Genomic DNA, 11044 nt, shown 5'->3' with positions numbered 1-11044 from the left:
GTGACGTAGGTAGGCCCACCCATGATGAGTTATGGCTTGAACTGGACGGTGGACTTCCAGGTCGCCGTGATCCCATTCTTGTTTGCAACGAACTCGGTCGGCGTAAGTACGAATGTGTATGTTCGCTCACCGGCTCCGCCTGGGAGCTTGAACTCTCCTTCGTTGGTGACTAGCAGCGGGAACGAGCCGCTGGCGATCGGATCTTGCGGGAGATCGAAAGACATCGGGTGACCAATCGTCCCAATACCCTGCAAGCCGATCTGTGCGGTGATGCTTATGTCCTTCGGGCTCACGAAGCCAGCCTTGTAATCCACAGAGCGTCCATCGGCCGAACGTGCAAAGGCCATCAGCAACTGCAAGTCGAAGTTTTTCTGAAAGCCAACGCCAATTGAAGTACCAACTCCTCCACCAGGTGGACATACATTGGTCCGAACACAGACCGGGCAGATCCCGATAGTTTGCTGGTAGCGCGCGCCTTTGAACTGGAACTTCAGCTGCACCCTACCATCGATTTCCGCGCGGCTGCCCAAGGTGATCGCTCCATCATCTCGAACATCTGCTGAAACCTTGCTCAGCACGGCATTTGCTCGAAAGCTGTCCGGGTTGTCTAGCTCAACGTAGCTGTTGCACCAAGTAGGCCCGTCTTCCCAGAACTTGCCGTTTCTAGCTGTGGACTGGACACGAATCGTTCGCTTGTCTTGCAGTCGATCATTGATCGTCTTGACCGCATCAACAAAGGGAGATAGAGATGCGAAGACTCGTAGATCATTGCTGACAACAATAATGGACCTAGCCAATGGCTCGACCTCCGCGCGTAGCTTCGAAACCTCGAATTCCTTCGCGGCAACGTCTTCCTTGAGGCCTGCCCAAGAAGGGGCCGCCAGCAGCGTCGAAGCCACCAAGACAGCTTTAAGGACTAGTTTCTTCATATCTAGCTCCCCGAGGTGACGCTGACCTGGCCGTACACATGAAGGCCGTCAGGCAAGACGATGACCTTAGTGACAGACACCTTTCCGTGCATTGAAAGGTCTGGCGTATCCACTGCAGCATTGGCACCCGTGAACGAGATAGGGGTCTGCTTCGCAGGCACTTTGAGCGGGATGTCGACTTCGACAGGTATGCGAATCACGCCGGCAGTGCGTAGCTCATTATTGAACCGCACTTGTGCCAGGTCGCGCACAAAGCCGCGGATGCCGAAGTCGAAGAATCCCCACTTCGCTCGAGGCACCAGGCTGTCTACGTGGATCGTTAGCTCGAGCTGCGGGGGCTTGCCCGCGGCGCTCGGAACGATAGTTGACATCAACCTCGCCACACCGACCACAGTGAGCTCGGCGTCCAGACCTTCCTTCTTGGCAGTGGCATCGATGTTGAGCAGTGGGTAACCTGACCTGCTCGGCATATTCGGACCATTCATTCCTGTAAGACGGCCCGGTTGGGAATGGGTGGATTGTGCAGTTGGTGTTGCTTGAACTCGTGAGGGGTCATGTAGGCAAGGCTGCTGTGGGGGCGCACGGTGTTGTAGTGCTTGCGCCAGGCCTCGATGACGACGGCGGCTTCTCGACGTGATCGGAACCACTCCAGCGAGAGGCATTCGTCGCGCAGCTTGCCGTTGAAGCTCTCGTCGGCGCCGTTCTGCCAAGGTTTGCCAGGGTCGTTCAGGGCAGTGCCAATGCCGGACTTGGAGATCCACTCCAGGATCGCTTGACTGACGAACTCGGGGCCATTGTCCGAGCGCATGAACAGCGGCGCGCCATGCACGCTGACCAGGCGCGAGAGCACCTCCACCACGCGTCGTGAACGGATGGAGCCGGCCACGTCGATCGCCAGGCACTCGCGCGTGTACTCGTCGATGACGGTCAGGCACTTGATCTGCTGCCCCTCGGCGGTGGTATCGAAGACGAAGTCGTAGGCCCACACCGCGTTGGCCTTGAAGGGCGTGTAGGCCCGCGGGCGCGAGCTGGCCACGCGACGGCGCGGCCTCTTCCTGGGCACCAGCAAGCCAGCCTGGCGCCACAGGCGATGCGTGCGCGACCAGCTCAACTCGAAGCCCTGGCGGCCCAGGAAGATGCGGATGCGCCGGTAGCCGTAGCGTGGGTACTGCGCCGAGAGCGCGCGCATGGCCGCGATGACGGGGGCATCCTTGGCCGGCAGGCGCAGCTCGTACCTCAAGCCCGATCGCGCCAGCCCGATGAGCCCGCAGGCCCGCCGCTCAGACAGGCCACGCTCGCAAGCGAGCGCGACCTGTTCGCGTCGGGCCTGCGGGCTCACCATTTTTTTGCGTTGATCTCCTTGAGAACCTCGATGTCCAGATCGCGCTCGGCCAGCAGCTTCTTCAACCGCGCGTTCTCGACCTCCAGTGTCTTCAGGCGTTTGACGTCAGCAACGTCCATCTGTCCAAAGTGCTTGCGCCAGGCGTAGATGCTGGGCTCGCTGACCTTGTGCTTCTTGGCGGCCTCGGCCACGCTGGTGCGATCTGCTTCTCGCAGGATCGCGACCATCTGTTCTTCGCTGAATCGGCTCTTCCTCATGGGCTCCTCGCAGGTTGGGAGCCATCTTCCTAGAAACTATTGGACCGAAGAAACCGGGCAGGTCAAACCCATTCTGAATTGGGTGCGGATCGACTTCACCGTGATTGTGGCGCCATTAACGCCAGGCACGGGCACGACGACTCCGTCAGCACCCTTCAGCACACCGTTGATGAGGTCGTCAGAGAGGAAGACGCTTGCCTTGCCTGGGCCTTCGAGCGGGGTGGCGCTGGAGGCAAGCGTGGTTTTCAGCTCCTGGAGCGAGGCTTCCTCAGCCTTGAGCATCTCAAGGCGCTGCTTGAGCAACTCCTCTTCGGTGTCGCACCCTGCAAGCAGAACTGCGCATAGCAACACGACGGCTGCGGCGAGTCGTTGATAGCTCATATCATCCCTCCGGGCGTGACGTTGCCGAACATACGACTAAGCGTTGCTTTTGGCATCCTTCAAATTGAGGATCCCGAGTTCACGTTTGGCTGAAGTTGCCTGGAATTTTTTGAGCTGCACTAAAGTTCACGACTCAGCGGTGCTCAAGTCCGAAAGTTCAAAACTCAGCGCTCTTCGAATTCAGGACTGCCGCACTACGAGCGAGCTAAGTCCTTGATGCGCCAGTTCATCGGGTTCAGGCGTTAGCGAGATTCGACAGCGGGCGGTTAGAGTCTGGGCCTCTTTCTGGAGCTCCCCATGACCTGGCTCGTTCTCGGACTGGTGCTGTTTCTCGGCATTCATTCGGTATCCATCGTGGCGCCGCGCGGTCGGCACGCCATCGCGCACCGCATCGGCGAAGGCCCCTGGAAGGGGCTGTACACGCTGGTGGCGCTCGCGGGCTTCGGCCTGATCGTGGCCGGCTACAGCGCCGCGCGCCAGGACCCGGTGCTGCTCTGGACGCCGCCGACGGCCATGCGCCATGTGGCCGCGCTGCTGATGCTGCCGGTGTTCGTGCTGCTGTTCTCGGCCTACCTGCCCGGACGCATCCAGCGCGCGGCCAAGCACCCCATGCTCGTGGCGACCAAGCTGTGGGCGCTCGCGCACCTGCTGGCCAACGGCAACCTGGCCGACGTGGTGCTGTTCGGCGCCTTCCTCGCCTGGGCGGTCGCCGACCGCATCTCGGTCAAGCGCCGCGCCGCGGCCGGCCTGCTGCGCCCGGTGCACGGCGCCTCGCCCGGCCGTGCCAACGACGCCATCGCGCTCGTGGGCGGACTGGCCGTGTATGCCGTGTTCGCCTTCTGGCTGCACGGCTTCCTGATCGGCGTGCGCCCCTTCGGTTGAGCGCCGGGAACCGCCGCGGGGTACCACGCCTCCATCGGCCAGCCCCCCCAACGACGGAGATCACATGACCCGAGCTTTTCCCCGCCGGGCCCTGGCGCTGGCCGCCGGCCTGATGGGCCTGGCCAGCGGCGCCAGCGCCAGCGGCCTCTCCCCCGAAGTGCTCACGCGCGACCTGCAGAACCCCTGGGGCCTGGCCTTCATCGGCGAGGGCCGCATGCTGGTCACCGAGCGCCCCGGCCGCATGCGCGTGGTCGAGGCCGACGGCCGCCTGGGCCCGCCACTCAAGGGCCTGCCCGAGATCGACGCCGTGGGCCAGGGCGGCCTGCTCGACGTGATCACCGACCGCGACTTCGCGCGCAACCGCACGCTGCACTTCTGCTACAGCGAGCCCGGCCTGGGCGGCAATTCGACCGCCATGGCCTCGGCGCGGCTGTCGGACGACCGCAGCCGCCTCGACGACCTGCGCGTGGTGTTCAGCCAGAAGCCCAAGGTGGCGAGCCGGCTGCACTTCGGCTGCCGCATCGCGCAGGCCGCCGATGGCAGCCTGTTCCTGGCGCTCGGTGACCGCTACAACCGCATGCAGGACGCGCAGACGCTGGACAACCACCAGGGCAAGCTGGTGCGTGTGCTGCCCGACGGCCAGCCGCACCCCGGCAACCCCTTCGTCAACCGCGCGGGCGCGCGGCCCGAGATCTACACGCTCGGCCACCGCAACATCCAGGGCGCGACGCTCGCGGCCGACGGCACGCTCTGGACCATCGAGCACGGCCCGCAGGGCGGCGACGAGCTCAACCGCCCCGAGGCCGGCAAGAACTACGGCTGGCCCGTCATCACCTATGGCGAGAACTACGGCGGCGGCCGCATCGGCGCGGGCATCACGAGCCGCGAGGGCCTGGAGCAGCCGGTGCAGTACTGGGTGCCGTCGATCGCGCCCTCGGGCCTGGTGTTCCTGGGCAGCGACCGTTACGGCCCGGGTTGGAAGGGCAGCCTGTTCACGGGCTCGCTCAAGTTCCGGCAGCTGGTGCGCCTGCAGATGGAGGGCGGCCGCGTGGTGAAGGAAGAGCGCCTGCTCGGCGAACTGAACCAGCGCGTGCGCGACGTGCGCGAAGGCCCCGACGGCCTGCTCTACCTGCTCACTGACGATCGCGACGGGCAGCTGATCCGCTTGCGGCCCCGCTGAGGGGTGGCCGGCGGGGCAGCCGGGGGGCCTGGTCGGGCGGCCGGCGCGCCCTAGCCCCGTTGGACGGGGCGCACCACCCGCGGGAACATGGCAGGCCTCCTGGTGACGCATTCGGCGTGTCCGCTTCCGGACGTGTCGAGACAGGAAACCCCATGCCATCCATTTCATTCAGCCATTTCGTCGCTCGGGCGGCACAAGGCGGCGCGCTGCGCCTGAGCAAGAAGCCGGGGGGCATCCGGCTGGCCGTGTACAAGGGCAACATCGCCGCGCGGGTGGCGGACCGTCTGCGTGGCCTGAGCGCCTCGGGCCGGGCCAACGCCGACCTCCGGAAGCAGCTTCTGAACGCCACGAAGCGGGCCTATGGCTATACGGTGGTCGCGGCGGTCGAGCAACGCTTGGGCGGCTACAGGAGCCCAACGTTGAGTGCCCGAAAGATTCTCGACCTGGCCTCTTATGCCCATCAAGTGGCGGTCGACCAGGTGTTTTCAGAAGCGGGGCCGGTCAACGTGTTCAGCGTGCTCGATGGGCGGCTGGCAGAACTCTTTCGGGGCGAAGCGAGGCACAACATGGTCCAGGCGCTCAGGGCGCCCGAAGACGCGTTTCGCGCCTCGGTGAAAGCCGCGCTTCAAGACGCGCTCAAGCCCTGGTTCGACAACAACGAAGACCTGAGCGACGAGGTGCTCGAGCGTGCCCTGGCGTCTGCGCTGATGACGGCCGCGGAGCAACACGATCGGCTGTTGCCAGCGCTGCAGAACCGTGTCGCGGTGAACTTCACCGGCTTGGTCGACGCCACCATCGGCTCGCTGGGTTGTTCGTTCCAGTTGGCTGCCAAACGCAAGGACGAGCTCGCTCAGCCGTCGAACGGGTTGCGGGCCTCGGTGCTGGCCGGTTTCGCGAAGCTGGTGCAGCGTCGCTTCCTGGCCGAGGCGCCCGCGGAGGTGACCACCGACTGGCTCGACACGACGCTGCTGAGCGCCTTCCGGACGGCCTTTTATGCGCAGGCCATGCAACAGCCCACCTTGTTGGGCAGCGTGCTCCGCTCACCGGTGATTGCCTTCGGTCCGCACACCCGGTCGCTCGCGGCCGAAATGGCGCAGGGCATGCTGCCGCCCCGTGGCTGCTCGCCCGAGGCGCTGAAGCGGTTTGCGCAAGAGGCCCTGTCGGTGGCCCTCGATCTGTGGGACCGGCGCGAAGCCATTCACCACGTTCAGCCTGCCGTCACCGGACAGCAGCAAGCGGCCCTCTTGCTGAAAACCATCATGGAGACCCGGGCCCATGAGCTGCTGGACGGCACGGACAAGGCCCGCCTGAGCACATTCACCGACAAGGTCAACCAGGCGACCCGGCAGCGCCTCAGCGCGTGAGCCAGCGCCGCGAGGCATGGCTCGCGCCGTCCACCAGCGCCACCAGCAGCAGCATGGCCGCCAGGATGGTGGCGGTCTTGCCCATCTGGAACAGCCCCATGTGGAAGGCCAGCAGTTGGCCCAGGCCACCCGCGCCCACCACGCCCAGCACGGCGGCCGCGCGGATGTTGTTCTCCCAGCGGTACAGCGTGTAGCTCAGCAGCTGCGGCAGCACCTGCGGCAGCGTGGCGTAGAGGAACACGCGCGCGCGCCCCACGCCCTGCTGGCGCAGCGCATCGCCCGGGCCGGGCGGGGCGTTCTCGATCGCCTCGGCGAACAGCCGCCCGAGCACGCCGGCCGTGTGCAGCGCAAGCGCGAGCGTGCCCGCGAACGGACCCAGGCCCGCGCTGATGAGCAGCAGCGCCGCCCACACGAGTTCGGGGATGCTGCGCAGCGCGTTGAGCAGCCAGCGCGTGGGGCCGCGCGCCCAGGCGGCGTCGCCGTCGTGCAGGCGGCTCGCGGGCACCGCGAGCGCCAGGCCCGCGAGCGCGGCCAGACCGGTGCCCAGCGCCGACATGGCCAGCGTTTCCCAGGCGCCGGTGGCCACGCGCTGCAGGAAAGCGGGCGAGGTGTCGGGCGGGAAGAACTCGCCCACGAAGCGGCCCATGCTCTGCGCCGCTTCCCACGACAGGAACTGGCGCCATTGCAGGTCGAGCGACCAGAAGCTGGCCACGATCAGCGCGAGCACGCCGAGCGCGAACCAGCCGCCGCGGTGGCGCAGGCTCAGCAGGCCGGGCGGCAACCGGTAGGGCGGGTTGGCGGCGGCGGGGCGGCGCGGGTTCATCCCAGGGCCTTTCGCAGCCAGGCGCTCGCACGGTCGGCCAGCGCCACCAGGGCCATGAACACCAGCAGCATGCTCGCGACCTCGCCGCCGTTGAACATCTTCATGGAGTTGTCGAGCTGCTGGCCCAGGCCGCCCGCGCCCACGAAGCCCAGCACCACCGAGGATCGGATTGCGCATTCCCAGCGGTAGACGGTGTAGCTCGTGAGCTCGGCCGCATTGGCCGGCAGCAGCGCGTACAGAAAGGCCTGCAGCCGGCCGCTGCCGTTGCGCAGCAGGGTCTGGGTGGCGTGGGGTTCGCCGCTTTCGAGGATTTCGCCGTAGACCTTGCCCAGCATGCCCGCGTAGGTGAGCGCGATCGCCAGCACACCGGCCGTGGGCCCCAGGCCCACCACGCGCACGAACACCAGCGCCCACACGAGCTCGGGAATGCTGCGCAGCACGATGAGCAGCCAGCGCACCGCCTGCCGCAGCGCGGCCGGCAGCGGGGCCATGCGGCCCGACAGCGCCGACACCGAGAGCACGCGCGTGCCGACCAGCGTGAACGGCACGGCCAGCAGCAGCGCGAGCGTGACGCCCGCGGTGGCCATGGCCACGGTGCGCCAGGTTTCGCGCGCGACCATCTTGAGGAATTCGGCGTCGTGTGCGAGCGGCACGAAGCTGCTCAGGAACTGGCCCGTGACCTTGAGGTTCTTCGGTTCGAACAGCACCCAGGGCCGGAACTCCGTGGCCACGCCCAGGGGCCACAGCAGCACCAGCGTGGCCGTGATCCAGAACAGGCGCGGCAGCCAGGCCGGGTCGCGCGCGGGCGCGCCGGGGCGGGGGGCGGCGAGGGTGTTCACGCGCGGTCCCTCAGCGGCAGTGCATGACCACGGGCTGCACCACCGGGGCGTCGGGCGCGGCCGCGCCTTCGCCGCGCAGCTCGTGCTCGAAGCGGTCGTAGAGCCGCGCGAGGCGCTCACGCGTGACCTCGGCCGCGGGCAGGTCGAAGGCGAGCTGGCCGTCGCGCAGGCCCACGATGCGCGGGAAGTGTTCCAACGCCACGTCGACCTGGTGCAGCGAAGCCACGAGCGTGGCGCCGCGTTCCTGCGCGCCCGCGATCAGCGTGGTGACGGCCTGGCGCGAGCGCGTGGGGTCGAGCGCCGAGAGCGGCTCGTCCACGAACCAGGCCTGGGCCGGCGCGAGCAGGGCGCGCGCCAGGCCCACGCGCTGGCGCTCGCCGCCCGAAAGCCGGTCCACGCGCTCGAAGAGCTTTTCGCCGAGGTCGAAGCGGTCGAGGGCGTCGAACGCGGCGGGGATGTCGTGCGGGTAGAACAGCGAGCGCACGCTGGCCCACAGGCCCAGGGCAGGCAGGCGCGCCGCGAGCACCGCGGTGACCACGCGCTGGCGCGGCGGCAGCGGCGGCACCTGAGGGGCGAGGAACAGCCGCCCGCGCAGGCGCTGCAGCTCGCGCCGCGGCAAGGACCACGGCGCGCTGCCGCCGACGCCGAAGCGGCCCGCCGAGGGCGGCTGCGCGCAGGCCAGCAGGTGCAGCAGCGTGGTCTTGCCCGCGCCCGAAGGGCCGATGACCGCGAGGCGCTCGCCCGCGGCGATGCGCAGGCTCAGGCCCTGCAGGGCCGGGGGCAGGCCGGGGCGTGCGGTGCGGTGGCGCACGCTGACGTGGTCGAGGTCGAAGTTCACGGCCCGCATTAGAACCCGGCCGCGCTGCGAAAGCCCGCGAAGAGGTCGTTGCGTTCGGCGCTGAAGAAGTTGCGGTAGCGCGGGTGGCGCAGGTGCGCGGCCGTGGCGTGGCTCGCGCCCTTGAGCACCGGGCGGCCGTCGAACCAGGGGCGCGAGTAATCGCGGTAGGGGTGGGCCACGAAGCCCGGGAAGGGCGCAAAGGGGCTCGAGGTCCATTCCCAGACCTGGCCCCAGGCGAAGCCGGGCACGCCGAGCGCGGCGCATTCCCACTCGGCCTCGCTGGGCAGGCGCCGGCCGGCCCAGTCGCACCAGGCCCGGGCTTCGGCCGCGCTCAGGTGGCAGGCCGGGGCCATGGGATCGAGGGGCTGCCACACGCCATGCCGGTGCCGCTGCCACTGGCCACCGGCGCGGCGCAGGTGGCGCGGCACCGGCACGGCACCCGCATCAACCGCGGGCAGGTAGCGCGCCCAATGCACGGGCTGGGCGTCGATTTCGAAAGCCGCGAGCGCCACGCTGGCCCCCGGCAGCTCGTTGTCGAACGCAAAGCCCCGGCCGGGCCGGCCCAGGCGCCAGGTTTGCGCGGGCAGGCGCAGGGGGGGCCGCGGCGCGGCGGGCGCGGGCGGCAGGTGTTCGGCGGGCAGGGCGATGCCCAGGGTCTGCGCCATGTAGACCCAGGCCTCGGCGTGCATGTCTTCGTGGAACAGCGCGAGGCGGAAGAAGTAGAGCGCGTCGTCGTGGTCGTCGGCGCGCGCGAGCAGCGCCAGGGTGTCGTCGAGGCTGGCCTGCAGGTCGGCGCGGGTCTGGTCCAGCGTGGGCAGCGGCAGCGACCAGCGCTTGGCGTGCGGCACCGCGCTGCTGTCGTACAGCGCATCCGCGTCCAGGCCGCGCGCGGCCTGGCGCGCAGGGTGCAGCGGGTGCTCGGGGTCGGCCTGCGCGCCGCGGTTGCGCCCGGGGTGGCGCGCGATCCAGCGGTCGGTGAACCAGGCGATGTGGCCCAGCTCCCACAGCGGCGGGTTGAGCTCGGGCGAACGCGGCACCGCCAGCGCAGGGCCGAGCGCGGCCTCGTAGGCGTCGAGCAGGCGCAGCGTGCGTGTGCGGGTGGTCTGCAGCAGCGCGGCCAGCGCCGCGGGCCCGGCGCGGCGCGCGGCTTCTCCCACGGTTTCATCGGTTGCTGCCTGCTCGCTCACAATGCTGGCCTTCATGCGCGCCGACCCACGCCCCCTGCTGTGCATCGCCACCCCTGCGATGGCCGACGCCAACAACGGCAACTGGCAGACCGCGCGGCGCTGGCAGCGGCTGCTCTCGGGCCATTATCGGGTGGCTCTCGCGCGCCACTGGGCCGAACTCGAGGGCCCCGAGCGGCCGGCCGCGCTGATCGCCCTGCACGCGCGGCGCTCGGCCCCGGCGATCGCCGACTGGGCGCGCGAAGCCGGCGGCGCGCCGCTGGTGGTGGTGCTCACCGGCACCGACCTGTACCGCGACATCGCGCACGACGCCGACGCGCGCCGCTCGATCGGGCTTGCGCACCGGCTCGTGGTGCTGCAGGAGCGCGCGCCGCTGGCGCTGCCCGAGGCCTTGCGCGCGCGCTGCCGCGTGGTGTTCCAGTCGTGCCCGGCGCGTGCGCCGCTGCCCCGGCCGCGCACTTTTCTGCGCGCCGTGATGGTGGGCCACCTGCGCGACGAGAAGTGGCCGCAGACCCTGTTCGAGGCCGCGCGCGCGATCGCGCCGCACGAGGGCATCCGCATCGACCACGTGGGCGGTGCGCTCGACGCGGCGCTGGGCGAGGCCGCACGCGCCACCGCCGCGGCCTGTCCGCACTACCGCTGGCTCGGCCCCTTGCCGCACGCCCAGGTGCTGCGCCGGCTGCAGCGCGCGCACCTGCTGGTGCACACCAGCCGCATGGAAGGCGGCGCGCACGCGATCCTCGAAGCGGTGCGCTGCGGCACGCCGGTGCTGGCCTCGCGCATCGACGGCAACCTGGGCATGCTGGGCGAGGCTTATGGCGGCTACTTCGCGCCCGGCGACGCGGCCGGCCTGGCGGCCTTGCTGCGCGACTGCCGCGAGGGCATGAACGCCGCCGATGGCAGGCTCGCCGGCCTGGCCGCACAATGCCGCGCACGCGCGCCGCTGTTCGACCCCGAGCGCGAGCGGCAGGCGCTGCTGGACCTGCTGGGCGAGCTGCGCCCTGGCCACTGACACGGAGAACCCC

Annotated in this window: 12 protein-coding genes; 4 read left to right on the top strand and 8 right to left on the bottom strand. The window is 68.9% G+C overall.

All coding sequences use genetic code 11. The annotated features are described in order from the left end of the window. Positions 1 to 29 precede the first annotated feature (29 nt). The 4 genes from G9Q37_RS11510 to G9Q37_RS11495 form a co-directional block, all read right to left on the bottom strand. A complete protein-coding gene (locus G9Q37_RS11510) occupies positions 30 to 929 on the bottom strand; it encodes a hypothetical protein (protein ID WP_166227330.1) in 900 nt (299 codons plus the stop codon). A gap of 2 nt (positions 930 to 931) precedes the next feature. Next, entirely contained in the window at positions 932 to 1414 is a 483-nt protein-coding gene (locus G9Q37_RS11505) for a hypothetical protein (protein ID WP_166227329.1), read from the bottom strand. After that, positions 1411 to 2528 (bottom strand): IS3 family transposase gene (locus G9Q37_RS11500; protein ID WP_166227328.1). Its coding sequence is split into 2 segments (ribosomal slippage): positions 1411 to 2270 and positions 2270 to 2528, totalling 1119 coding nucleotides; the frame shifts between segments, so codons are not numbered across the junction. The genes G9Q37_RS11505 and G9Q37_RS11500 overlap by 4 nt, the downstream gene beginning before the upstream one ends. Positions 2529 to 2564: 36 nt before the next feature. Beyond that, positions 2565 to 2909: a hypothetical protein gene (locus G9Q37_RS11495; protein WP_166227327.1), complete on the bottom strand. Its 345-nt coding sequence runs from the start codon at positions 2907 to 2909 to the stop codon at positions 2565 to 2567. A 297-nt stretch (positions 2910 to 3206) separates the two neighbouring features. Here G9Q37_RS11495 and G9Q37_RS11490 point away from each other — a divergent pair, with 297 nt between their 5' ends. The 3 genes from G9Q37_RS11490 to G9Q37_RS11480 all read left to right on the top strand — a co-directional run bounded on the left by G9Q37_RS11490 (position 3207) and on the right by G9Q37_RS11480 (position 6335). Further along, complete coding sequence (locus tag G9Q37_RS11490) at positions 3207 to 3791, top strand: NnrU family protein (protein WP_166227326.1); 585 nt, start codon at positions 3207 to 3209, stop codon at positions 3789 to 3791. Between the two features lie 64 nt (positions 3792 to 3855). Further along, positions 3856 to 4971, top strand: a complete 1116-nt coding sequence (locus G9Q37_RS11485; protein ID WP_166227325.1) for a PQQ-dependent sugar dehydrogenase — start codon at positions 3856 to 3858, stop codon at positions 4969 to 4971. Positions 4972 to 5123: 152 nt separating this feature from the next. Next, on the top strand, positions 5124 to 6335 hold the full coding sequence (locus G9Q37_RS11480) for a hypothetical protein (protein WP_166227324.1): 1212 nt from the start codon (positions 5124 to 5126) through the stop codon (positions 6333 to 6335). On the opposite strand, the gene phnE is transcribed toward G9Q37_RS11480, so the two are convergent. Genes phnE through senA form a run of 4 tightly spaced genes read right to left on the bottom strand, consistent with a single transcriptional unit; the run spans position 6325 to position 10037 of the window. Further along, positions 6325 to 7158: a phosphonate ABC transporter, permease protein PhnE gene (gene phnE, locus G9Q37_RS11475; protein WP_166227323.1), complete on the bottom strand. Its 834-nt coding sequence runs from the start codon at positions 7156 to 7158 to the stop codon at positions 6325 to 6327. The two genes, G9Q37_RS11480 and phnE, sit on opposite strands and share 11 nt — an antisense overlap. After that, positions 7155 to 7997 carry a PhnE/PtxC family ABC transporter permease gene (locus G9Q37_RS11470; protein WP_166227322.1) on the bottom strand — a complete coding sequence of 281 codons (843 nt, stop codon included), beginning with the start codon at positions 7995 to 7997 and terminating at the stop codon, positions 7155 to 7157. Before G9Q37_RS11470 ends, phnE begins: the two co-directional genes overlap by 4 nt. 10 nt (positions 7998 to 8007) lie before the next feature. After that, positions 8008 to 8835 (bottom strand): phosphonate ABC transporter ATP-binding protein, encoded by an 828-nt coding sequence (locus G9Q37_RS11465; protein ID WP_240936371.1) that lies wholly within the window; start codon positions 8833 to 8835, stop codon positions 8008 to 8010. An 8-nt stretch (positions 8836 to 8843) separates the two neighbouring features. Beyond that, the gene (gene senA / locus G9Q37_RS11460; RefSeq protein WP_166227320.1) at positions 8844 to 10037 is read right to left on the bottom strand and encodes a selenoneine synthase SenA; all 1194 of its coding nucleotides are present in this window, start codon (positions 10035 to 10037) and stop codon (positions 8844 to 8846) included. Here senA and senB point away from each other — a divergent pair. Next, the gene (gene senB, locus G9Q37_RS11455) at positions 10036 to 11031 is read left to right on the top strand and encodes a selenoneine biosynthesis selenosugar synthase SenB (protein WP_166227319.1); all 996 of its coding nucleotides are present in this window, start codon (positions 10036 to 10038) and stop codon (positions 11029 to 11031) included. The genes senA and senB overlap by 2 nt on opposite strands. The last annotated feature ends 13 nt before the right edge of the window (positions 11032 to 11044 follow it).

The organism is Hydrogenophaga crocea, from assembly GCF_011388215.1.
In the GTDB taxonomy this organism is placed as follows: Bacteria; Pseudomonadota; Gammaproteobacteria; order Burkholderiales; family Burkholderiaceae_C; genus Hydrogenophaga; species Hydrogenophaga crocea.
Note: the sequence above shows the minus strand (reverse complement) of the source record. Positions and strands in the feature narration are given on the sequence as shown.

Bases quoted from the DNA above. Each gene is read 5' to 3' on its own strand.
- senB (WP_166227319.1), top strand. From the start codon at position 10,036: ATGCGCGCCGACCCACGCCCCCTGCTGTGCATCGCCACCCCTGCGATG.
- G9Q37_RS11480 (WP_166227324.1), top strand. From the start codon at position 5,124: ATGCCATCCATTTCATTCAGCCATTTCGTCGCTCGGGCGGCACAAGGC.
- G9Q37_RS11485 (WP_166227325.1), top strand. From the start codon at position 3,856: ATGACCCGAGCTTTTCCCCGCCGGGCCCTGGCGCTGGCCGCCGGCCTG.
- senA (WP_166227320.1), bottom strand. From the start codon at position 10,037: ATGAAGGCCAGCATTGTGAGCGAGCAGGCAGCAACCGATGAAACCGTG.
- G9Q37_RS11505 (WP_166227329.1), bottom strand. From the start codon at position 1,414: ATGAATGGTCCGAATATGCCGAGCAGGTCAGGTTACCCACTGCTCAAC.
- G9Q37_RS11490 (WP_166227326.1), top strand. From the start codon at position 3,207: ATGACCTGGCTCGTTCTCGGACTGGTGCTGTTTCTCGGCATTCATTCG.
- G9Q37_RS11495 (WP_166227327.1), bottom strand. From the start codon at position 2,909: ATGAGCTATCAACGACTCGCCGCAGCCGTCGTGTTGCTATGCGCAGTT.
- phnE (WP_166227323.1), bottom strand. From the start codon at position 7,158: ATGAACCCGCGCCGCCCCGCCGCCGCCAACCCGCCCTACCGGTTGCCG.
- G9Q37_RS11510 (WP_166227330.1), bottom strand. From the start codon at position 929: ATGAAGAAACTAGTCCTTAAAGCTGTCTTGGTGGCTTCGACGCTGCTG.